The sequence below is a fragment of the Kushneria phosphatilytica genome, assembly GCF_008247605.1.
GTDB lineage: Bacteria > Pseudomonadota > Gammaproteobacteria > Pseudomonadales > Halomonadaceae > Kushneria > Kushneria phosphatilytica.
This window is the reverse complement of sequence record NZ_CP043420.1, coordinates 2,555,921-2,578,071: the sequence shown is the minus strand read 5'-3', so window position 1 is coordinate 2,578,071 and position 22,151 is coordinate 2,555,921. Positions and strand designations below refer to the sequence as shown.

Below are 22,151 nucleotides of genomic sequence, written 5' to 3'. Positions count from 1 at the left end.
TTATTGATCGATCGGCGCGTATTGCACTTCGACGCTGGCATCCATGACTTCTTCGCCGCCCCCGCACCGTATGCCACGGATCGGACAGGCGTCGAGATAATCCATGCCGATGGCCAGACGGATATGGTGGGTCGGCTGGATCAGGTTATTGGTGACATCGAAGGTCTGCCATGCGCCATCAAGATATATTTCCGCCCAGGCATGCGAGGCCAGGTGGGTCTCATCATCACTGTGCAGATAACCGCTGACATAGCGCCCCGGCAGCCCCATCAGGCGGGCGCAGCCGAGCATGACATGCACATGATCCTGACAGACCCCCGAGCCGACGCGCCAGGCTTCCCGGGCGGTGTACCAGACTTCGGTGACGCCCGGGCGATAGGGCATGGCCGCCAGAATCGCTTCCTGTAACGTACATAACGCGGCGAGATCTCGCCGTTGACCGAGGTGGTGCCATGCCAGCTCGGTCAGAGCCTCGTCGGGCAGTGTCAGGGGGGTCGGTCGCACAAAGGGAAGCGGCTCGAGCGAATCGTGCAGGCGGCCATTGAACCGGTCGGTGAGTATCACGACACCCCGGGCTTCGATCACGATTTCGCGATGGGGCCGCTCGAGCACAAAGACCTGCATGAGATTGTCAAAACCATCCCGAATAATCGGTGGCTGATGCCCATCAGGCAGTGTCAGCTGCCATGATTCGATCTGCTGGGCCGTGCTGCTGCGGGGTTGCAGTCGCAAATACTGGATGCTCGAGCGTACGGCCTGCTCGTAGCCATAATGGGTGCGGTGCTGCACCGCGAGCCGCATCAGGCGACCTCCAGATAAGCGGCCTGAACCCGGCGTGCCAGCAGAGCGACATCATCGATGGTCGCGGTCAGCCAGTCATGAGGGCCGAAGCTGATAATGTCATCAATATCCCCATAACGGACCCGGGCATGCAGTTCGCCTGCCAGGCGTCTGGCGCGCTTGCCGCCGGGGCTCTCCAGTTCATCCAGCAGCTCGACGAGTTCCTCCAGCGAGGCCCGCAGCGAGCGTGGTACATCTTCGCGCAGGGTCAGCAATTCAATGACCTGGCCGGCTTCGATCAGATAACCGTAGGCCCGGGTATAGGCTTCACGAGCGCCCAGTGCTTCGAGGACCGCCTGCCAGAGATATTCGGCACGGATAGTGGCATCCGGGATGGCCACATCATCGGAGAGGTCGATCATCTGATACTTGGTATCCAGCAGCCGCAGGGTGTTGTCTGCCAGCTCCAGGCAACTGCCCAGACGCATGAAGCGAAACCCGTCATCGCGCAGTGCCGTCCCGTACAGGGCGCCCCGGTAAATATGGGTACGCTGGCGCATCCACTCGAAGAAGCCCGGCGCGGTATGCAGGGTGACCCCCGGTGCGGTCCAGTCGTGTAGTTCCAGCCAGGTGGCATTGACTGCTTCCCACATTTCGGAGGTGATATGGCCTCTCACGGCATGAGCGTTCTGACGGGCGGCCAGCAGGCTGTTGTGGATGCTCGAGGCGTTGCTGACATCGCCGATCATGAAATTGAGCAGGGCGTTGGCATCAAGCTGGTTGCGCAGCGACCAGAAGGCATCGGTGACACCATTAACGCTGAGGATAGCGGTCAGCTCTTCACGGGCTGCAGAACGGGGTAATAGCGCCAGTCGAGCGCTGACATCCAGCAGTCGAGCCAGGCTCTCGGCTCGTTCCATGTAACGGCCCAGCCAGTAGAGGTTGGCGGCAGTGCGGCTCAGCATGATGGTGCCTCCGGTTTGGACACATCTTCTTCCAGCACCCAGGTATCCTTGGTGCCACCTCCCTGGGAGGAATTGACCACCAGTGAGCCTTCCCGGAGGGCTACCCGAGTCAGGCCGCCCGGCACCATGCGTACACCCTGCAGGCTCGACAGCACAAAGGGGCGCAGATCGATGTGACGTGGTGCGATACCGGCCTCCACGAAGGTTGGGCAGCTCGACAGCGCCAGGGTCGGCTGGGCGATATAGCCGGCCGGATTGGCCTTCAGGCGACGTCGAAACTCTTCGATCTGGGCATGGGTGGCGGCCGGGCCGACCAGCATGCCGTAACCGCCGGCGCCCTGGGTTTCCTTGACGACCAGTTCACCCAGGTGATCGAGCACATAACGACACTGCTCTGGATCGCGACACTGCCAGGTCGGCACGTTATCGAGAATCGGGTTTTCATCAAGATAAAAGCGGATCATCTCCGGTACGTAGGGATAGATCGACTTGTCATCGGCCACGCCGGTCCCCAGCGCATTGGCCAGCACCACGCCGCCTTCACGATACACTGACAAAAGACCGGGAACGCCCAGCATGGAATCGGGGTTGAAGGCGAGCGGATCGAGGAAGGCTTCATCGACTCGTCGATAGATGACATCAACGACCCGCGGGCCAGCGGTGGTCCGCATGCGTACGCGCCCTTCACTGACGAACAGATCCTGTCCTTCGACCAGCTCAACGCCCATCTGCTGCGCCAGGAAAGCGTGCTCGAAGTAGGCGCTGTTGTAGCGTCCGGGGGAGAGCACCACCACGCAGGGGGCATCGATCGGCGTGCTCGATCGCAGTGTTTCAAGCAGCAGGTGGGGGTAGTGGTCGACGGGTGCGATGCGGTTGTGAGTAAAGAGCTCCGGGAACAGGCGCATCATCATGCGGCGATTCTCCAGCATATAGGAGACCCCGCTGGGGATGCGCAGATTGTCTTCGAGCACACAGTAACGACCGTTACCATCACGCACCAGGTCGACGCCGCTGATATGGCTATAAATCCCGTGGGGCAGGGTGACGCCCTGCATGGCGAGTTGATACTGGGGGTTGGCCAGGACCTGTTCGGCAGGAATGAGTCCTTCACTCAGGATGCGCTGACCGTGATAGATATCGTCAAGAAAGGCGTTGAGCGCCTGCACCCGTTGACGACAGCCGGCTTCCAGCATGGTCCATTCATGGGCCGGAATAATGCGAGGTAGCGGATCAAAGGGGATCAGACGCTCGGTGCCGGACTCATCATCATAGACTGTGAAGGTAATGCCGGCGCGGTGGAAGAGCAGATCGGCTTCACGCCGCTTGCGTGACAGCAGATCCTCGGGCATGTGTGTCAGCCAGTGCTGATAGGGGCCGTAATGGGCCCGGCATGCCCCCGTGGGATCGAACATTTCATTGTAGCTATTATCAGTCATCGCCACTCCTGCTTCGGGAGGAGGCGCTGAAGCGCCCTGCGAACGGGCGTGGCGTCATTTTCTACCACTACCCCTTTCAGGGTAGTCGAGTACAGGCGAAACCACTGTGCCGGTTCTGCAGTAGCTTCGCCTGTCAGAGGGCTCAGGTGTCGGTCAGTGCCGCCAACGCGCGCGCCACCGCTTCTGCACCGGGGTCGACAATCCCCTCGAGCGATTCGGCGGGTACCTGCGCGGAACGGCCCGCTCCGGCGCGATTCAGCCCGGCCGTGGCATCGGCGCCTTCACGGGCGTGGCGAGCGGCTTCTGACAACGAGCCGCCTTCCAGCAGAGAGCGCACCGCTGGAATAAGCGCATCAAGCAGGGTCCGATCGCCTTCCTGCGCGCCACCGTAATGCTGCATGCGCTCGATCCCGGCATTCAGGGCTTCGGGCCAGAGCTTGCCCTGCTCAAGGGTCTGAGCCGTAGTGGTCATCAGGATGGAGAGCAGTACGCCACTCGATCCCCCCATGGCGCTGGCGAAAAGACGACCCAGTTCGCCGGCCAGCCGTGCATCATCACCGGTAGAAAGACGGTCCTGCTCGAGCGCCTCGAGTACGGCACGGGCCCCGGCCGCGAAGGTCGCGCCAGCATCGCCATCACCGGTTCTGGCATCCAGGTCATCCAGCTCGGTTTCACTGTCACGAATGGTTTCAGCTACCCGACCGAGAAGACGCGCGCGTTCGGCATCCCGGCTGCCGCTGCCTGATTCCGCCGCCTGACTGAAGGTAGGGGTAAAGCGGGTCACGCGCCGTTCGGTCGTGGCACCGGGCCAGGCCTGAGCAGCCGTCGAGGCGGTGATGGCTTCCATCATGGTTTCATCGGCGGTGGCCACACTGACCGAGAATCCGTGCATGTCGAGCGAGGACATCAGGCTGGCCGGGCCCACGAGGCAGGCGACATCATCACTGCCCCAGCGTTTCAAACACTCCCGAGCCAATACCTGCATCTCCTGAGGGGCGCATCCCCCCAGATTGTTGATCAGCATCAGAGTGCGCCCACCATTGCCACTCTCGTTCAGGCTCTGTTTGAGCGGATCAATAACGAGCGCGGCCGCTTCATCGGCGCTCCCCGGGGAGACCTGTCGTACGCCCGGTTCATTGTGAATGCCGAGTCCCAGTTCCGGGGCGCGCCGTTCACTGTTCTGCCCGGGCAATACCACACTCGAGAGCGCCATGCCGAGGGAGCGTACGCTCTGAGCCATGCGTTGAGCCTGCTGCTCGACGATTTCAAGGTCATCACCACGCTCGGCATGAAAGCCGGCGACCTTGTGTACCAGTACGGTGCCTGCCAGACCCCTTGGCTGATCGGCATCGGGGAGAGCGATATCGTCGGCGACGATGACACTGGCGACCCGGTAACCCTCTTCCCTGGCGCGTTCGGCGGCGAGGCCGAAGTTGAGTCGGTCGCCGGTGTAGTTCTTGATGACCAGCAGGCAACCGGCTTCGCCACAGCAGGCGCGGATGGCTGCCAGGACGGCTTCAACGCTGGGCGAGGCAAACAGGTCGCCGGCGACAGCGGCGGTCAGCATGCCCTGACCGATGAAGCCGGCATGGGCCGGCTCATGACCGGAGCCACCACCGGAGATGACGGCAACCTGCTGCCGGCCTTCCTGATCGGGTTGCCAGTCTGATCGCATCAGGATGCGGGCTGCAGGATCATCGGAGAAGTGCAGCCCGGTGGTTAGCGCGACACCTTCCAGCACCTCGGGCACCAGCTGGTCGGGGCGATTGTAGAAATGTTCCATGGGGTCTCCTTGTCGGATCAGTCGCGATCCACCGCAAAGGGCGACCAGGCCTGGCGAGTGGGCATCACCTCCAGGCGGTTGATGTTGACATGCGCGGGCAGGGTCGCCACGTGGAAAATCTGTTCGGCGATATCCTCGGGCTGCAGCGGTGTGGTATCGCCATAGAGCTTGTCGTAGGCGGCCTGATCACCGCGATTGCGCACCAGGGTGAACTCACTTTCCGAAAGCCCGGGGGCGACATCCGTGACCCGGATGCCGGTACCCAGCAGATCGCAGCGCAGGTTGTAGGAAAACTGCTGAACGAAGGCCTTGGAGGCACCGTAAACGTGACTGCCGGGGTAGGGCCACTGACCGGCGACCGAGCCCAGGTTGACGATGGTGGCGCCTTCGCCGGTTTCCGTTAGCGAGGGGAGTAGCGCATGAGTGACGTTGACCAGCCCGGTGACATTGGTATCGATCATGGTATGCCAGTCTTCCAGCGCTACCTGCTGGGAAGGCTCCGGCGCCAGTGCCAGTCCGGCATTATTGATCAGCGCGGTGATCGGTCGGAAATCGGCGGGCAGAGCCTCGACAACTGCTTTGACAGCTTCGCTGTCGCGCACGTCCAGCGCTGCAATATGAACAGGGACCCGGCGACCGAGTTCTTCCTTCAGGCTTTCGAGTCGTTCCTGCCGGCGACCGGTCAGGACCAGTGACCAGCCTGCCTGGGCAAAGCGATAGGCGCAGGCGCGCCCGAAGCCCGAGGTGGCACCGGTGATGAAGACAACCTGAGACATGCAAACCTCCTGGAGTGAAGCGAAAAATCGGAAAAGTCACCGTGACAGCTCCCTGACCCAGAATAGACCGATTCCCGTACTGGCAGCGACCGATGTCCGAACGACGGGTTGAAATTGACCGAAGTGATCAGAATGTATGCAGGGTAATCATTCGCAGTAAAACGAATTGGAGCAGTTGCATGAAACGGACTTTGACCGCTCTCGCTATTGCCGGGCTTGGGATGACTTCACTTCAGGGCTGCGCCGGCCAGCCTGATCAGAACGCACAATTCGACAATGACACGCCGACAGGGCGCCAGGGGCATTCGGCCCAAATGAATGACACGCTCAATGAGCGCCAGCAGAGCACGCACCGTAGTGGGCAGTTTGATAACGCGACGCCCACCGAACGAGAGCCCCGCTCTGCTCAGATGCAGAACACCATGGATGATTCCGGCCAGGGCAGTCATCAACAGTGGAGCAACGATACCAACCATACTGCGCCATCTCAGGGCGGAAGCGCCGGGAACATGCAGTATGACAATGGCACGCCTGACAGCCGCCAGGGGCACTCCGGGCAGATGCAGAGCACGCTGCCGGATGGAGATAACAGGGCTGACGATAACGCCCGCTGAATCCACCTGGCAGTGGGTCGCTCTCCCTTCATCGCCGGGCCATGCCCGGCGATGAGCGCTCCAGAGGCCGGATCTGCATGACCTGGACTTGGCTGCCGGATCGCCTGGATTTTCCTTAAAAATTGTACGTGAGGTGTACACGGTTTTGACAGGAGAAAGGTTGGCAGCTAAGTTTTGAGACGACACTCAGCAACGAGATGACACAGAGTATTTCAACATCAGGTGTCAGCGCCTGATGAATCTATCGGATAGCTAACGGTGTCAGGACGACACCAGATGGCATAAGCCATTTCAGAAACAGAGGAAGGAACCATGATGAAGAAGACGTTTGCCGTAGCCGCCGTTTCCACTCTACTGGCACTGCCGACTGCCGCCAGCTTTGCAGCCAGCACCAGCGATACGGCCACGCCATCCTCGGATTACCAGTCTGATCAGGGCCAGACCAAGATGGGGTCAAAGGCTACTGATACGGCTAACACCATGGATAACAGCCAGACCAGCACTGATGTCACCAATACGGGGCGTCAGGGGCATTCTGCACAGATGGAAAATGCCATGCCGGATGGCAATGACGATCAGCACAATGCTGGTGCCGGTATGAACAATCACAAGTCGGATGTGAAGCACGGCGTCAACAATGCCGATACCACGCCGACCGGTCGTCAGGGCCACTCTTCTCAGATGGAGAGCACCGTTCCTGACGGCGATAGCGATCCCACCCAGGCCGGTGGCGGCGTTGATGAAGGTCAGGATCAGCAGTAATCGATTCTGCCGTGCCGTTACCCACCGCCGTCGGTTTGCCCGACGGCGGTTTTTTCATGCCTGGCTACCACAGGGCAGGCAGTTCCTGATTCTCGCGAAGGCGTTCACGTACCAGCAGCAGGGCGGCCACGGCACGGCCTTCGTGTAATTCCCCGGTGGCCAGTAGCGTGTCGAGTTGCTCCAGGGCCACGGTTTCAACCGTCAGGGGTTCCGGTTCATCACCGGGCAGGCGCGATGGTTCAAGATTGCTGGCCATGATGACGCTGATGCGATGGTTCATGTAATTGGGTGCCAGCGAAAGCTCGATCAATGGTTCCAGCCGTGCCGCGCTGAAACCACACTCTTCCTGAAGCTCGCGATTGGCCGCCGTAATCATGTCCTCGCCCGGGTCAATAACGCCCTTGGGCAGCGTCAGCACATAATCGTCGATACCCGCGGCGTACTCGCGGATCAGCAACACATGCTCGGGATCAGGTTGTGCCACAATCATGACGGCCCCCCGATCGGGACTTCGCAGTCGTTCGAAGGTGCGTCGGTTGCCATTGGCAAATTCGAGTTCCAGCGATTCGATGCGAAACAGACGGCTGGCGGCAACTTCGCGACACTGATGGATCACGGGGCGGTGATGGCGTGACATGTCTCTTCCTCCACAACGAGGGCCCATGATGACACCACGATGGGCGTGAGGCGATGCGTCCCTTACAATAGCCATGAATTCCCGGTGGCGAACTGCCCATGATCGACTGGCGTCATATCGATACCGTACTGCTGGACATGGACGGTACCCTGCTGGATCTGCACTTCGATACGCATTTCTGGCTGGAACACCTGCCCAGACGCTACTGCGAAATTCATCAGCTTGATGCCTCCCATGCGCGGGCCCTGGTCGAACGCATTCTCTCCGAGCGCGGTACGCTCAACTGGTACAGTCTTCACTACTGGCAGCGCGAGCTTGAAGTCGACATGGTCTCGCTCAAACGTGAACTCAGTCACCTGATCGGTTATCGCAGCGATGCCCATGAATTCCTCGAGTGGTTGCATGACGCACCACAACGGGTGGTTCTGGCCACCAATGCCGATCGTGCCGGCATGACGCTGAAGCTCGAACTTACGGGGCTTGGCCGTTATGTTGATGCACTGGTCTCTTCCGAGGACATGGGTGCGCCGAAGGAGTCGCCGGAGTTCTGGCAGGCGCTGCTGGCGCATCAGCCTCACGACCCTGCACGTACCCTGTTGATTGATGACAACCCGGCAGTGCTCGGCTGTGCACGCCAGAGTGGCATTGGTCATCTGTTGGGGATTCGTCAGCCGGACAGCCAGCGTGAACCGATCGAACTTGAGGAGTTTACCTGCCTGGATCGGTTTGCGAGCGTCATGAGGGCTTGAGTCCGCGCTGGATGCCCCCATGGAACGAGTAGATGAGCGTCACGGGTCGAACGACCCGGCGGCAGACACGCCGTGGAATCATGCCGGATGAACAGGAGAGCGCATGAGTGACCAGATACGACTCGACAAATGGCTCTGGGCCGCGCGCTTTTTCAAGACCCGAGGGCTGGCTCAGAAGGCCATAGAGGGTGGCAAGGTGCATTACAACGGAGGCCGGGTAAAGCCCAGCAAGGCCGTTGAAGTCGGTGCCCGGCTGGATATTCCCCAGGGCTGGGCCCGCATGGAGATTGAAGTGCTGGGAGTAACCGACAAACGTCGCAGTGCCCCTGAAGCCCGGACGCTTTATCACGAGACCGAAGCGAGTGCCGAGCGGCGCCAGCAGGAGGCGGAAAATCGTCGCCTCAACAACCAGATCATGCAGCCGCCGAAGCGGCGCCCGGATCGTCGCGATCGCCGCGATATCCAGCGTTTTCAGCGGCAAATGTCCGACGACTGACCACCGGAAGCTGCAGGTTATCGCCGCATGAGCGGGGGTGGCCTGCGTTTTCGCACGAGACCTTTCATGGATCGCATTCAACGTTTTCTTTTCGATCAGACCAATGTGCGCGGCGAACTGGTCACCGCACCCGATACCCTGCGTGAAGTTCGCAGCCGTCATGCCGACTACCCTGAGCCGGTGGCCCGCCAGCTGGGTGAGATGCTGGCAGCGGTGGCTCTGCTGACAGCGACCGTCAAGCTGGATGGCGTATTAACCCTGGAAGTGCGGGGTAACGGACCGGTATCGCTTCTAATGGCCGAGTCCAATCCGGCAACGGCGGAACAGGGCCAGCAACTGCGTGGCATTGCGCGCTTCAACGATGCTTCTGCCGTGCCCGAAGCACCGGATAATCTGGGCGCCCTGGTGGGCGAAGGCCAGATTGTCATGACCCTTGATCCCAAAGAGGGGCAGCGCTATCAGGGAATCGTGGGGCTGGAAGCCGAAACGCTTGCCGGCTGTCTGGAAGCCTACTTCGAACGCTCCGAACAACTGCCCACGAGACTCTGGCTGGCCGCCGACAATGAGGGCGCTGCCGGTTTGCTACTGCAGCAGCTGCCCGATGACAGTCGCAATCAGGACCCGGATGCCTGGCACCGGCTGACCATGCTGGCTGACACGATCAGTAGCCGGGAACTGCTTGATCTGGCGCCGCTGGACACGCTGAACCGGCTGTTTCACGAAGATAATCCGCGTCTTTTTGATCCTGCCCCGGTCGAGTTCGGCTGTACCTGCTCCAGAGAACGCTTTGCCAACGGCCTCTACCAGTTGGGGGCAGAGGAGTTGCGCAGTATTGTGGCCGAACAGGGTGAGATCGAAACCCATTGCCACTTCTGTAATACCCGCTACGTATTTTCAGCGGCTGCGGTTGAATCGCTGATCCAGTCTCCTGATGACAGCTCGCCGACCGTGCATTGATGCCATACAGTCGGAGTAGGGTCGTAAAACTACTCCGGCTGTGCCCACCTGACGGCGTGACTACATGTGCGTTCCACGACTTGGGGCTTTTTGCCATAATGGCCACCCGCTGCCTTGTTCAGAGCGTCATGGCGCAGCAGTAGCCCGCTGCACGGCCTGATGCATCAGCCGGTTGCAAGAGGGATGTAGCGACTGTTGCCGGCAGGCGTACCTGCAAGCGTACTGAAGAAAGAGACGGCGTTTTTGTCCAGGACAACGCATGAGCGATATGACCATGGCCCAGGAGCATTCATCGCGACCCCGGCGCAATCCGAGTGCTGCCGAGCTGGTCGAGTACGCCATTATCAATGGTGAAGCGAGGCTGGCCGCCAATGGGGCGCTGGTGGCCGAAACCGGTAGCCGCACCGGGCGTTCACCGGGAGATCGTTATATTGTCGATGAGCCTTCCTCCAGTGCCGAAATCGACTGGGGACGCGTCAACCAGCCTTTTCCCGCCAGTCGTTTCGACGCGCTGTGGGAACGGGTTGAAGCCTGGCTCGAAGGACATCCCCGTTTCGAATCGGAGCTGCATGTCGGCGCTGACCCCGAGCACTATCTGCCCATCCGGGTAGTGACCGAGTATGCCTGGCACAATCTGTTCGCCTGCAATCTGTTCGTCCGCCCGTCGCCCTTCAATCCCAAGGACAAGCGCGAATGGACCATTCTCAGTGCGCCCGGCTTCGTCTGTGATCCTGAGCGTGACGGCACCCGTTCCGAAGGCGCCGTGATTATCAACTTTGCCCGGCGCCGGGTGTTGATTGCCGGCATGCGTTACGCCGGTGAGATGAAAAAGGCCATGTTTACGGTGCAGAACTTCCTGTTGCCGGAGAAGGGCGTGCTGCCGATGCACTGTAGTGCCAATGTCGGAGAGGATGGTGAGACTGCGCTCTTCTTTGGTCTCTCGGGCACCGGCAAGACAACGCTCTCGGCGGACCCGGCACGTTATCTGATCGGCGATGATGAACACGGCTGGGGAGAGGGCACCGTGTTCAACTTCGAAGGGGGGTGTTATGCCAAGACCATCGATCTCTCTGAGCAGCACGAGCCGATCATCTATCACGCCATTCGCTTTGGCAGCGTGCTGGAGAATGTCGTACTCGATGAAATGCGTCAGCCGGATTACGGCGATGACCGCCTGACTCAGAATGCACGGGCAGCCTATCCGCTGGAATTCGTTGACAAGCGCATTGAGGCCGGACGAGCTGGCGAGCCTGCGGCAATCATTTTTCTGACCTGTGACATGAGCGGCGTGTTGCCGCCGGTCTCCCTCCTGTCGAGGGAAGCGGCGGCCTATCACTTCCTCTCCGGCTACACCGCTCGGGTGGGGTCGACCGAAATGGGGGGCCACAGCGCGCTGGAAGCCACTTTCTCGACCTGCTTCGGAGCGCCATTCTTTCCCCGGCCGGCGCGTGAATACGCCGAACTGCTGATCAAGCGGATCGAAGCCTTTGGTTCGCGGGTCTATCTGGTCAATACCGGCTGGAGTGGAGGGGCATTCGGCGAGGGTGGAGAACGGTTCAGCATTCCCACTACCCGAGCCATTATCACTGCCATTCAGTCCGGGGCGCTCAGACACGCTGAAACCGAATGGATTGAAGGGCTCAACCTGGCTGTGCCTGTTCATGTCGAGGGCGTCGATGATCGCCTGCTCAACCCGCGTCGCGCCTGGGCCGACCAGGCTGCCTTTGATACCCATGCCGGGGCGCTGATCGCCCGTTTCGTGGAGAATTTCAGCAAGTTTGAAGGAATTGAGCAGAGCATTATCAACGCCGGACCCTCTCTCGACTGAGTCAGTCAGGGGGCCGATGGGCGTTTTCCGGGGAGCGTTTCGACGCTCCCCGCTGTCGTTTTGTCGGGAGCATAAAGGGCACTTTCATGCTACCCTGGCGCCATTCACGAGCCGATAGTCAGGTGTCATGAGTCAAGCACAAACTTCGATTGCCGAACGGCTGGCCAATGAACTCGAGGTTCAGGTTCGCCAGATCGACGCTACCATTACGCTGCTCGATGAGGGCGCTACGGTGCCGTTTATCTCCCGCTACCGCAAGGAGGTGACCGGCGGGCTCGATGATAGCCAGCTGCGTACACTCGAGACGCGGCTGCGTTATCTGCGTGAACTCGATGAGCGTCGCGATACGGTACTGGCCGCCATTGAGGAACAGGGCAAGCTGGATGAGACCCTCAGGGCGCAGATCATGGCGGCCGAGACCAAGCAGCGTCTCGAAGATCTCTATCTGCCATATCGCAAGAAGCGTCGCACAAAGGCGCAGATTGCACGTGAAGCGGGACTCGAGCCCCTGGCCGATGCGCTGCTGAATGATCCTTCCCTTGATCCCGAAAGCACGGCGCAGGCGTATATCGATGCCGAGCAGGGCATCGAGGAGAGTAAAGCGGCTCTGGATGGCGCCAAACAGATCCTGATGGAGCGCTTTGCCGAAAACGCCGAGCTGGTCGGCCGGCTGCGCGAACGCATGTGGCAGGAGGGCGAGCTGGTCTCCACGGTGATTGCCGGCAAGGAGAACGAAGGTACGCGTTTTGCGGACTACTTCGAGCATCGGGAGCCACTGGCGAAGGTGCCTTCGCATCGCGCCATGGCCATGTTCCGCGGACGCCATGAAGGTGTGCTGGGACTGGCACTCCGCCTGCCTGATGAGGAAGAGGCCACGGTCCATCCCATGGAGGTCGAGATCGCACGGGTCTTTGGCATTCGGGATGCGGGGCGTGCTGCCGACCGCTGGCTCAAAGAGGTAGTGCGCTGGACCTGGCGGGTCAAGCTGTATACCCATATCGAAACCGAGCTGCTGGGCCAGCTGCGCGAGCGGGCAGAGAGCGAGGCGATTACCGTCTTTGCGCATAATCTCAAGGATCTGTTGCTGGCGGCGCCGGCCGGTTCACGCGTCACGCTGGGGCTCGACCCGGGGTTGCGCACCGGCGTCAAGGTCGTCGTGGTCGATGGCACCGGGCGTCTGCTGGATACCGCTACCATCTACCCGCACGCGCCGAAGAACCAGTGGCGGGAGTCGCTGGCGACGCTGACGCAACTCTGCCACCGCCATGAAGTGTCGCTGATCGCAGTGGGTAACGGGACGGCCAGCCGGGAAACAGATCGATTGGCGGCCGAGCTGGTCGGACAATTCAGGGACCGCGATCTCACCCGGGTCATGGTCAGTGAGGCCGGTGCCTCGGTCTATTCGGCATCGGAGACAGCGGCTCGCGAATTCCCTGAACTTGACGTCACGCTGCGCGGTGCAGTGTCGATTGCCCGTCGATTGCAGGACCCACTGGCCGAACTGGTCAAGATCGACCCCAAATCGATCGGCGTAGGGCAGTATCAGCACGATGTTTCCCAGTTGCAGCTGGCGCGTGCACTCGATGGTGTGGTCGAGGACTGCGTCAACGCCGTGGGGGTCGATCTCAACACCGCGTCGAGTGCCCTGCTGACGCGTGTGGCAGGACTGAACGAGTCGCTGGCAGAAAACATCGTCGCCTGGCGGGATGCCCATGGCACCTTTGCCAATCGGCGCCAACTGCTTGATGTCAGCCGGCTGGGGCCGAAAACCTTTGAGCAGTGTGCCGGTTTTTTACGCATCAATAACGGCGATAATCCGCTGGATGGGTCGGCGGTACACCCCGAGGCCTATCCGGTGGTAGAGCGTATCGCTCGTGAAAGCGGTCGCCAGTTGGGTAGCCTGATCGGTGATGAGGCCTTCCTGGGAGGGCTCGATGCGCGCCACTATACCGATGAGCGCTTCGGTGTGCCGACGGTCAGCGATATTCTTGGAGAGCTGCGCAAGCCGGGACGTGATCCGCGACCGGCTTTCCGTTTTGCCCGCTTTCAGGAAGGGGTGGAGAAGGTCAGCGATCTCAGGCCCAACATGGTACTTGAGGGCGTGATCACCAATGTGACGCATTTCGGTGCGTTTGTGGATATCGGCGTTCATCAGGATGGGCTGGTGCACATTTCGGCACTGTCGCACCGCTTTGTCGAGGACCCGCGTTCGGTGGTCAAGGCTGGCGACATCGTTCAGGTCAAGGTGATGTCGGTTGATCTGGCGCGTCAGCGCATTGCGCTGTCGATGCGACTCGATGACACACCCGATGGCGAACAGGCGAACGATCGGGGGCGCCAAGAGTCGAAACGCGCATCCCGCAATGAGTCCCGACAGCAGCGCGGGCGTGAGTCGGCGCCGCAGGGGGCCATGGCCGAGGCGCTGAAGAAGGCCGGCGCCGATCGGCGTCGGTGAACGGCCCGGCGGTAGCTGTGCGCTACCGCTGGTGCTCACACCGGGTGCTTGAAAGCCGGGTAGAGGTCTCCATAATGAGGGACTTATCGGGGACTCGGGCCCCGTTTCACTGCAAACGCCGGTACTGCCGGCGAAACCGACCGGAGTGACGGTGCCGAAAAGCCGGCCCGCGCCTGCCACGACCCGCACTCCCGCAAGAGAAGGTGGTCAACCTTGTCCGAGCAACTCGCCCGTCGTATCGAGGGATTGAAAGGGGCGGCCCAGCGGGGTCTGTTCGCCCGTATACGCCGTGGTATCGAAAAGGAAGGGCTGCGTGTTGATCAGCAGGGGAATATCGAGCAGACGCCGCATCCGCGGGCACTGGGCTCGAAGCTGACCCATCCGCATATCACCACCGACTATTCGGAAGCGCTGCTGGAATACATTACGCCGGTGTTCTGTCGACCGCAGGATGCGCTCGACTTTCTCGCCGATCTGCATCGTTTCACCTATCGCTATCTCGGTGACGAGCTGATCTGGCCGGCGAGCATGCCGGCACGCCTCAATGGCAATGACAGTGTGCCCATTGCCGATTACGGCAGCTCCAATGTGGGGGCCATGAAGCATGTCTATCGGCGTGGGCTGGATGTGCGCTATGGACGGATCATGCAGTCGATTGCCGGCATTCATTACAACTTTTCCCTGCCCGATGCGCTTTGGAGTGAACTGCAGCAGCTCGAAGGGGAAAGCGAGGCCTCTCCGAATGCCTATCGTTCGCGAGCCTATTTTGATCTGATTCGCAACTTCCGGCGCAACAGCTGGCTGTTGATGTATCTGTTCGGGGCCTCTCCGGCGATTGATCGCAGTTTTCTGGAAGGACGTGATGCGGGGCTTGAGCACCACGGTGAGCGCACATTGCTGTCGAGTACGGCTTCGACACTCCGCATGAGTGATCTGGGGTATCAGAACAAGGTGCAGTCACAGCTGCGCATCTGTTTCAATTCGCTGGAAAACTATGTCGGCACGCTACGTCACGCCATTGCCACGCCCTGGCCGGATTATGAGCGCCTTGGGGTTCAGCAGGAGGGGGAGTGGCGCCAGCTCAATTCCAATATTCTGCAGATCGAGAACGAGTATTACAGCGATATTCGTCCCAAACGAGTGGCGCGCCACGATGAAACGTCTACCCAGGCGCTGGAAGCGCGCGGCGTGGAATATATCGAAGTGCGCTGTCTTGATCTCGATCCGTTTCTGCCACTGGGTATCGACGAAACCGAAATTCGTTTCCTGGATACCTTCCTGGTCTGGTGTCTGCTGCGTGAGAGTCCCTGGATTCCGGATGCCGAATGTGATCGGCTTGATGACAATCGGGCAAGGGTCGTGCGCTATGGCCGTCAGCCCGGGCTGACCCTTGAGTTCGAGGATGGCCCGCGCCTCATGAGCACGTGCGCCCATGAAATCCTTGATGAACTTGCAAGCGTCGCTCAGCTGCTTGATAGCGGTGATGAAACTGCCCCCCATCAGACGGCACTGAAGACGCTGGCGCCGCGTATCGATGATCCCGGTCTGACCCCGGCTGGCCGGCTCGAGCGGTTGCTCAGAGAGCAAGGATGCGATTTCGTTGACTGGGTGACCGAACAGGCACGTCAGCAGGCCGAATGGTTTCGTGCGACCCCAATGGACCGCGCCAGAGAAGCCCTGCTCGAACAGCTCAGTGAAACCTCCCACATTCAGCAGCGGGATACCGAGGCTGACGATGATGTGTCGTTTGCCGAATTTCTCGGGCGTTATTTCGAACGGGCACGTCAGCCTCATACCTTTCAGAAAGCCTGAAGAGCGGAACGCGGCCTCTGCCGCCATCTACGAGGATAGTGATAATGGCTTTTATGTCCGGGGCATCCTGTCGGCGCTGGTCACTGCTGGGAGCAGGCGTTTGTATCTTCATGCTGGCGATGGCGCTGATCATGCAGTTCGGGTTCGGCCTGGAGCCCTGTCCGCTTTGCATCTTTCAGCGAGTGGCAGTGCTGGTGGCGCTCCTCGGCTTTCTGATCGGTATCTGTCATGACGCCGGGCGGGCGGGGCGTATTGTGTATGGCGGGATTGCACTGCTGGGCAGTATTGCCGGCGCTCTGGTGGCCGGTCGCCATGTCTGGATTCAGCGCCTGCCCGAGGATCAGGTGCCCAGTTGCGGGCCGGGCCTGGATTACATGCTCGATGCCCTGCCGATTCAGAGTGTGATCACTCAGGTACTGCGTGGTTCGGGGGAGTGCGCCAATATCTCGGCGCGCTGGCTTGGCCTGACACTGCCTGGCTGGACTCTGATCGGTTTCGTGGTGCTGATCCTGATCGCTCTGGGACTGATGTTCGGCCGACACTTTGGAGCCGGTAAAGGGGGGAGGCAGCACCCCTCGCTGACAGGCTCGGAAGCCTGAGAACGGCTGCCGGCGAACCGTAAAAAGGGCCCCGAAGGGGCCCTTTTACTGTCGTGAAGCCAGCCGCATCAGCCCGGGGTCAGCCCTCGACGCGTTGTGTCGCCTCGCTGGTGGCCGGCCCCTTGCTGTTTTCCCGCAATTCCACTTCACCCTGAAGCAGATCGCGCTCAAAGGCCTCTCGATCGAAATTGAAGCCGAGATACTGCTGTGCCAGCAGAATGTCCTTTTCGGCATTACCGAGACAGCTGGTGCCGCCGGGCGAGGGGGTCATGTTGAAAACGATGCCGGTGCCCGGATCGATCTTGGCCTCGCCCATCATCAGCTTTTTCGAGCTCTTGTCGATCAGCTGCGGGCGAACGCCGCCGAATCCCTTGGCGAAGGTGACATCGCTCGCCTTCAGGCTGGGCACGATATGCTGGATGCTCTTGTGGAAGAGCTTCTCGCGCAGTACCGGCACTTCGTAAAGGAAGTTCTTGAAGACGTAGTTGCGGATGTCCGGCACCTTGAGCAGGTCCCAGAAGACCTTCGCTACGCTGGAATCGAAACGGAACACGCGCAGAAACTCCGAGAAGGTCTTCGAGTTGTAGCGCTCCAGCAGCGGCAGCATCAGCGCGGTGGGGCCGAAGCGGGTCTTGTTCTCCACCAGCACATCCGGATCACCGTGCACCGCGGCAAAGGGCAGGTTCTCGTTCTGAATGGTGTAGACCTTGCCGTTGAGCACCTTCGGTGTGAAGTAGAACGAGCCCGCCATGGGCAGCACGGACTTGTCGAGACCGTAGCCCATCTTGTGGGCGAACAGCAGCGAGTGCCCGCCGGCGGCCACCACCACGTAACGTGCCTGCAGCACGCCGTGGTTGGGCGTGTGCACCTTGAACAGGTCGCCTTCCCGGACGATATCTTCCACCGGTGTCGAGAGATGCACATCGCAGTTCATGCCCTTGCGCTCGGCATCCTGCTCGGCATATTTGACGAAAGCTTCCGATAGCGTGGTGTAGTTGACCGCGGTGTATTCATCGGTAGAACCCAGCGCCACGATCTGCTGATCGGGGTCGCGGCCTTCGACGACCTGCGGTTCGATTTCGGCGATGTCGTCGCGCTCCATGAGCTTCATCCGCGGGAAGAGTTCGCTGAAGGTCTCGAAGCGCTTGCGCAGGAAGTCGCATTGCTTGTCGCCGACGGCCAGCACCATCTTGGGATACTTGAAGATGATGTTGTCTCGCTCTTCGGCAGGCAGTTTGGTGCCGAAGTTGACGATCATGCCTGCTGTGCGTTGAGTGACTCGGGCCTTGTCGAGGGAGTAGTTGGTCTCGATGTCACCGCAGTGGATGGTCTGACTGTTGTTGCGCCCGTGAGAATTGACAATGGCCACCTTGTCATATTTCTCGACCAGACCGATCGACTTCAGATCCGTGTAGCGGGCCAGTTCGTAAAGCAGGGCGGTACCGGAGACACCGCCGCCTACAATCAGGACATCGTATGTCGTTGCTGCCATGGCTACTCACACTCGTCGTTGTGCGAACCAGTTGCCTGAGATGACCCGACGCGCCAGGGCATGCCGAACGGACAGCAGTGACGGTGTAGCGGGCAGGCACGCTGATCAGTGGGTGATTCGATGGGATCAACAGGACCCTGATCGTTAGTATAACCCCTTGTCGCGTTGTTGATTTACAACGAAAAGCCCGGAGTTATGTCTGAGGGGGTTCATTATAAGGAATCCCCTGGGTAATCGCGATCCCGCGATTGACCTGATCATCGGTTGCGCAGGGTGATAATGCGCCAGTTGCGGTCTCTGGCAGTGGTTTCCAGTACCGGATCGGGGTCGACTGCTACCGGATGGTCGACCCGTTCCAGCAGTGGCAGATCATTCTGGGAATCACTGTAAAACCAGGCGCCTTCAAGCGAATGGCCAGTCTCTGCCAACCACTGTTCCAGTCGGGTAATCTTGCCTTCGCGAAAGCTGGGGATGCCGCTGACCCGGCCGGTATAGCGACCATCGATACGCTCGGGCTCGATGGCAATCAGATCCTCCACGCCCAGACGCTCGGCGATGGGGCCGGTCACGAAGCGGTTGGTAGCGGTAATGATCAGCAGGTGATCGCCACGTGCGCGGTGCTCGGCCAGCAATTCTTCGCCCCGGGGCAGGATCATCGGTTCGATGCGCGATGCCATGAACTGCTTGTGCCAGGCGTTCAGCTGCTCCGGACGATGTTCGGCCAGCGGGGCCAGGGCAAAGCGCAGATAGGCATCGATATCCAGAGTGCCGTTATTATATTCCTCATGGAAGCGATCGTTCTCGCGCCGGTAACGTTCGGCGTCCACCGCGCCCTGTTCCACCAGAAACTCGCCCCAGCTGTGATCGCTGTCTCCGGCCAGCAGGGTGTTGTCAAGATCGAAAATGGCCAGACGCACGCGTTTCTCCTCGCTTGATGGCTCCTTGAGCGCGTTGGATAGCGCCATGTCGAGAGCATCATGATGGCAGGAACTCACACTCGGTAACAGGGGTGAGGGGAGTGCCACCGTCAGGTCTCATACCTTGACATAAGCCTTGTTGATGCGCTTTTACGCTTTGTGGAAGAATGCTGGTAACAGATTTCAGTGAAGGTAGCACCCGTGATCGACCCTGATGGCTTCCGGCCCAACGTTGGCATCATCATTGCCAACTGCGAAGGCCAGGTGCTGTGGGCGCGACGGGTCGGACAGAATGCCTGGCAATTTCCACAGGGGGGGATTCAGGCCAACGAGTCACCACAACAGGCGCTGTATCGCGAGCTGGAAGAGGAAATCGGACTGTGTGCCGATGACGTCGATGTGCTCGCCTGTACCCGTGGCTGGTTGCGCTACCGTCTGCCCAGGCGTCTGATCCGGACTCATTCACGCCCGCTGTGTATCGGCCAGAAACAGAAATGGTTCCTGCTGCGTATTCGCTGTCAGGAGTCGCGCATCTGCGTCGACAGTACGCCGAAGCCGGAATTCGATGGCTGGCGGTGGGTCAGTTACTGGTACCCGCTCGGTCAGGTCGTGTCGTTCAAGCGTGATGTCTACCGTCGTGCGCTCCATGAACTGGCACCCCGGCTGGTACTGACCGGCGAACGACTCGAACGCTGAAGCGCTGCCGCTTTTGGTCCGAGCCCGCGCAGGGAATGCGCAATGGGCCTTTCGGACATCACAACAACCAGGGATGATCATCCGCCATGCTCGAGGTGCTTCGACGCATCATTCAGGAGGTCAACGGTGCTCGCAGTCTCGATGCGGCGCTGTCGATCATTGTGCGTCGCATTCGCAAGGCCATGCAGACCGATGTCTGCTCGGTCTATCTGCGTAACGAAGAGCACGATTGCTTTGTACTGATGGATACCATCGGCCTCAATAGTGGTGCCATCGGTCATGTCACCATGCGCCCGGGTGAGGGTCTGGTCGGTCTGGTCGGCCAGCGTGAAGAACCACTCAATCTCGAAAATGCCCCGGCCCATCCGGGGTTTCGCTATTTTGCCGAAACGGGAGAAGAGCGCTACTCCAGCTTCCTTGGAGTGCCCATCATTCATCAGCGTCGGGTGCTGGGCGTACTGGTCGTGCAGCAGCGCGAGATGCGCCGCTTTGAAGAGGGCGAGGAAGCCTTTCTGATTACCATGGCTGCCCAGCTGTCAGGGGTGCTGATGCATGCTCTGGCCACCGGGGCGCTGGCGCGGCTGAGCGACCCTGACGGTCAGGCCATGCTCAGTGGTGTCGCCGCCTCACCCGGCATGGCGATCGGCGAAGCCTTTGTCGTGATTCCGCCTGCCAATCTGGAGGCCATTCCCGAGCGTGCCGCCGAGGATATAGAGCTTGAGGTCCGTCGGCTTCACGATGCCATTGGCCGGGTGCGTCAGGATATCCGTTTGGCTGCCGAGCGGTTGGCCAGCCGGATCTCTGCTCAGGAACAGGCACTGTTTGATGTCTATCAGCAGATGCTGGGAGAGGCAGCGCTGGGTCAGGAGGTTGAAAAGCGCATTCGTGAAGGCCAATGGGCTCCGGGCGCGCTGGCTCAGGTCGTGCGGCGCCATGTGCAGTATCTTGAGCGGGTTGATGACGATTATCTGCGTGAGCGCGCCGCTGATGTGCGGGATCTCGGTCGTCGCGTCCTGGCTCATCTGCAGCAGGAAAGCAGTACCCGGCCGGTGCAGTATCCCGAGCAGACGCTGCTGGTCGGTGACGAGATCAGCGCCGCCCAGTTGGGCGAGGTGCCCCGCAAGAAGCTGGTTGGGCTGGTTGCGGCACGCGGTTCCAATACGTCTCATGTTGCCATTCTGGCGCGGGCGATGGGCATTCCTGCCGTACTGGGGATGACCGATCTACCGCTCTCCCGACTCTCGGGTACACGGATGATCGTCGATGGTCATCGGGGCCGGTTGATCGTGCGTCCGGATGACGATCTCGAAGCTCGCTACAACAGTCTGATTGAAGAGGAACGGGCGCTGGCGGAAGTATTGGAAGGCGAGCAGTCACTACCGGCCGAAACCCGTGATGGTGAACGCATCCGGCTGATGGTCAATACCGGCCTGACGGCGGAGTTGAGCAGTACGCTAAGCGCCAGGGTGGATGGTGTGGGGCTTTATCGCACCGAAGTTCCTTTCATGATGCATCAGCGCTTTCCCAGCGAGCAGGAGCAGGCACGTCTGTACCGTGATCAGCTCTCGGGCTTCGCACCGCTGCCGGTGGTGATGCGGACTCTGGATATCGGTGGCGACAAGGACCTGCCGTACTTCCCGATTGAAGAAGCCAATCCCTTTCTCGGCTGGCGGGGCATCCGGGTGATGCTCGATCACCCCGAAGTCCTGATGGTGCAATTGCGGGCCATGCTGCGCGCTGCCGAGGGGCTCGATAATCTGCGTCTGCTGCTGCCCATGATCTCCAGCATCGAGGAGATCGACACCGCACTGCGGCTGCTTGATCGAGCCATCGAGGAGCTGCGTGAGGATGGGCTGGATGTCAAACGTCCGCGGCTCGGGGTCATGATCGAGGTGCCTTCGGCGCTCTATCTGCTGGATGCGCTGGCGACGCGTGTCGATTTCTTCTCGGTGGGCAGTAACGATCTGACCCAGTATCTGCTGGCGGTGGATCGCAACAATGCCCGGGTGGCCGGCCTGTACGATGCCTGCCATCCGGCGGTCCTGCACGCCCTGCATCGGCTGGCACATGATGCCGAACGGCTGGGGATATCCACCTCGGTCTGTGGTGAGCTGGCGGGCGATCCGGCCGGGGCCCTGCTGCTGGCGGGCATGGGATTTCGTACCCTGTCGATGAATGCCACCAGTCTGCCGCGCGTGCGTGCTGCCATTCGTCGCGTGGAGAGCCATCATGCCAGCACCCTGGTTGAGGAAACGCTGGCCTTGCCGACACTGACCGAAGTGCATGCTCATCTGTTCCAGCGCATGAGTGAATGGGGGCTGGCGCATCTGCTGCCACCGCGTGACGACCGCTGATGTTGAAGAGGTCATCTCACCGGCCATGACAGCCACGGGCGCT

At 60.5% G+C, this 22,151-nt stretch carries 19 protein-coding genes; 11 read left to right on the top strand and 8 right to left on the bottom strand.

Annotated elements, in window-relative coordinates:
- From FY550_RS11890 to FY550_RS11870, 5 genes are all read right to left on the bottom strand, one after another.
- A complete protein-coding gene (locus FY550_RS11890; protein ID WP_149054550.1) occupies positions 1-801 on the bottom strand; it encodes a transglutaminase family protein in 801 nt (266 codons plus the stop codon).
- Positions 801-1,745, bottom strand: coding sequence for an alpha-E domain-containing protein (locus FY550_RS11885; RefSeq protein ID WP_070979374.1), 945 nt, complete (start codon positions 1,743-1,745; stop codon positions 801-803). The genes FY550_RS11890 and FY550_RS11885 overlap by 1 nt, the downstream gene beginning before the upstream one ends.
- Positions 1,739-3,181, bottom strand: coding sequence for a circularly permuted type 2 ATP-grasp protein (locus FY550_RS11880; RefSeq protein WP_070979372.1), 1,443 nt, complete (start codon positions 3,179-3,181; stop codon positions 1,739-1,741). The genes FY550_RS11885 and FY550_RS11880 overlap by 7 nt, the downstream gene beginning before the upstream one ends.
- Positions 3,182-3,323: 142 nt before the next feature.
- Complete coding sequence (locus FY550_RS11875) at positions 3,324-4,964, bottom strand: dihydroxyacetone kinase subunit DhaK (protein ID WP_070979370.1); 1,641 nt, start codon at positions 4,962-4,964, stop codon at positions 3,324-3,326.
- A 17-nt stretch (positions 4,965-4,981) separates the two neighbouring features.
- Positions 4,982-5,740 (bottom strand): SDR family NAD(P)-dependent oxidoreductase, encoded by a 759-nt coding sequence (locus FY550_RS11870; RefSeq protein WP_070979368.1) that lies wholly within the window; start codon positions 5,738-5,740, stop codon positions 4,982-4,984.
- Between the two features lie 179 nt (positions 5,741-5,919).
- Here FY550_RS11870 and FY550_RS11865 point away from each other — a divergent pair, with 179 nt between their 5' ends.
- Positions 5,920-6,354, top strand: coding sequence for a hypothetical protein (locus FY550_RS11865; RefSeq protein WP_139148716.1), 435 nt, complete (start codon positions 5,920-5,922; stop codon positions 6,352-6,354).
- A 312-nt stretch (positions 6,355-6,666) separates the two neighbouring features.
- Positions 6,667-7,116, top strand: coding sequence for a hypothetical protein (locus FY550_RS11860; protein ID WP_139148715.1), 450 nt, complete (start codon positions 6,667-6,669; stop codon positions 7,114-7,116).
- Between the two features lie 64 nt (positions 7,117-7,180).
- Here FY550_RS11860 and nudE read toward each other — a convergent pair whose 3' ends face one another.
- The gene (gene nudE / locus FY550_RS11855) at positions 7,181-7,753 is read right to left on the bottom strand and encodes an ADP compounds hydrolase NudE (protein ID WP_199287805.1); all 573 of its coding nucleotides are present in this window, start codon (positions 7,751-7,753) and stop codon (positions 7,181-7,183) included.
- 98 nt (positions 7,754-7,851) lie between these two features.
- Here nudE and FY550_RS11850 point away from each other — a divergent pair, with 98 nt between their 5' ends.
- From FY550_RS11850 to FY550_RS11820, 7 genes are all read left to right on the top strand, one after another.
- Complete coding sequence (locus tag FY550_RS11850; RefSeq protein WP_070979360.1) at positions 7,852-8,502, top strand: HAD-IA family hydrolase; 651 nt, start codon at positions 7,852-7,854, stop codon at positions 8,500-8,502.
- Between the two features lie 103 nt (positions 8,503-8,605).
- Positions 8,606-8,998: an RNA-binding S4 domain-containing protein gene (locus FY550_RS11845; RefSeq protein WP_070979358.1), complete on the top strand. Its 393-nt coding sequence runs from the start codon at positions 8,606-8,608 to the stop codon at positions 8,996-8,998.
- Positions 8,999-9,064: 66 nt separating this feature from the next.
- Positions 9,065-9,955 carry an Hsp33 family molecular chaperone HslO gene (gene hslO / locus FY550_RS11840; protein WP_070979356.1) on the top strand — a complete coding sequence of 297 codons (891 nt, stop codon included), beginning with the start codon at positions 9,065-9,067 and terminating at the stop codon, positions 9,953-9,955.
- Positions 9,956-10,223: 268 nt separating this feature from the next.
- A complete protein-coding gene (locus tag FY550_RS11835; protein WP_149054708.1) occupies positions 10,224-11,783 on the top strand; it encodes a phosphoenolpyruvate carboxykinase in 1,560 nt (519 codons plus the stop codon).
- A gap of 127 nt (positions 11,784-11,910) precedes the next feature.
- Entirely contained in the window at positions 11,911-14,238 is a 2,328-nt protein-coding gene (locus FY550_RS11830) for a Tex family protein (protein ID WP_070979354.1), read from the top strand.
- 213 nt (positions 14,239-14,451) lie between these two features.
- The gene (gshA, locus tag FY550_RS11825; RefSeq protein WP_070979352.1) at positions 14,452-16,050 is read left to right on the top strand and encodes a glutamate--cysteine ligase; all 1,599 of its coding nucleotides are present in this window, start codon (positions 14,452-14,454) and stop codon (positions 16,048-16,050) included.
- 44 nt (positions 16,051-16,094) lie between these two features.
- Positions 16,095-16,649 carry a disulfide bond formation protein B gene (locus tag FY550_RS11820; protein ID WP_070979349.1) on the top strand — a complete coding sequence of 185 codons (555 nt, stop codon included), beginning with the start codon at positions 16,095-16,097 and terminating at the stop codon, positions 16,647-16,649.
- 79 nt (positions 16,650-16,728) lie between these two features.
- Here the strand turns inward: FY550_RS11820 and FY550_RS11815 are convergent, their stop codons facing one another.
- Positions 16,729-18,141, bottom strand: coding sequence for an FAD-dependent oxidoreductase (locus FY550_RS11815; protein WP_070979347.1), 1,413 nt, complete (start codon positions 18,139-18,141; stop codon positions 16,729-16,731).
- A 257-nt stretch (positions 18,142-18,398) separates the two neighbouring features.
- The gene (locus tag FY550_RS11810; RefSeq protein ID WP_070979429.1) at positions 18,399-19,058 is read right to left on the bottom strand and encodes a histidinol-phosphatase; all 660 of its coding nucleotides are present in this window, start codon (positions 19,056-19,058) and stop codon (positions 18,399-18,401) included.
- A 201-nt stretch (positions 19,059-19,259) separates the two neighbouring features.
- On the opposite strand from FY550_RS11810, the gene FY550_RS11805 reads away from it, so the two are divergent.
- Positions 19,260-19,754, top strand: a complete 495-nt coding sequence (locus FY550_RS11805) for an RNA pyrophosphohydrolase (protein ID WP_070979345.1) — start codon at positions 19,260-19,262, stop codon at positions 19,752-19,754.
- A gap of 86 nt (positions 19,755-19,840) precedes the next feature.
- Positions 19,841-22,108 (top strand): phosphoenolpyruvate--protein phosphotransferase, encoded by a 2,268-nt coding sequence (ptsP, locus tag FY550_RS11800; RefSeq protein ID WP_070979343.1) that lies wholly within the window; start codon positions 19,841-19,843, stop codon positions 22,106-22,108.
- Positions 22,109-22,151 lie beyond the last annotated feature (43 nt).

Coding starts and splice junctions, on each gene's coding strand:
- FY550_RS11890 (WP_149054550.1), bottom strand. CDS start 801: ATGCGGCTCGCGGTGCAGCACCGCACCCATTATGGCTACGAGCAGGCC.
- FY550_RS11885 (WP_070979374.1), bottom strand. CDS start 1,745: ATGCTGAGCCGCACTGCCGCCAACCTCTACTGGCTGGGCCGTTACATG.
- FY550_RS11880 (WP_070979372.1), bottom strand. CDS start 3,181: ATGACTGATAATAGCTACAATGAAATGTTCGATCCCACGGGGGCATGC.
- FY550_RS11875 (WP_070979370.1), bottom strand. CDS start 4,964: ATGGAACATTTCTACAATCGCCCCGACCAGCTGGTGCCCGAGGTGCTG.
- FY550_RS11870 (WP_070979368.1), bottom strand. CDS start 5,740: ATGTCTCAGGTTGTCTTCATCACCGGTGCCACCTCGGGCTTCGGGCGC.
- FY550_RS11865 (WP_139148716.1), top strand. CDS start 5,920: ATGAAACGGACTTTGACCGCTCTCGCTATTGCCGGGCTTGGGATGACT.
- FY550_RS11860 (WP_139148715.1), top strand. CDS start 6,667: ATGATGAAGAAGACGTTTGCCGTAGCCGCCGTTTCCACTCTACTGGCA.
- nudE (WP_199287805.1), bottom strand. CDS start 7,753: ATGTCACGCCATCACCGCCCCGTGATCCATCAGTGTCGCGAAGTTGCC.
- FY550_RS11850 (WP_070979360.1), top strand. CDS start 7,852: ATGATCGACTGGCGTCATATCGATACCGTACTGCTGGACATGGACGGT.
- FY550_RS11845 (WP_070979358.1), top strand. CDS start 8,606: ATGAGTGACCAGATACGACTCGACAAATGGCTCTGGGCCGCGCGCTTT.
- hslO (WP_070979356.1), top strand. CDS start 9,065: ATGGATCGCATTCAACGTTTTCTTTTCGATCAGACCAATGTGCGCGGC.
- FY550_RS11835 (WP_149054708.1), top strand. CDS start 10,224: ATGACCATGGCCCAGGAGCATTCATCGCGACCCCGGCGCAATCCGAGT.
- FY550_RS11830 (WP_070979354.1), top strand. CDS start 11,911: ATGAGTCAAGCACAAACTTCGATTGCCGAACGGCTGGCCAATGAACTC.
- FY550_RS11820 (WP_070979349.1), top strand. CDS start 16,095: ATGGCTTTTATGTCCGGGGCATCCTGTCGGCGCTGGTCACTGCTGGGA.
- FY550_RS11815 (WP_070979347.1), bottom strand. CDS start 18,141: ATGGCAGCAACGACATACGATGTCCTGATTGTAGGCGGCGGTGTCTCC.
- ptsP (WP_070979343.1), top strand. CDS start 19,841: ATGCTCGAGGTGCTTCGACGCATCATTCAGGAGGTCAACGGTGCTCGC.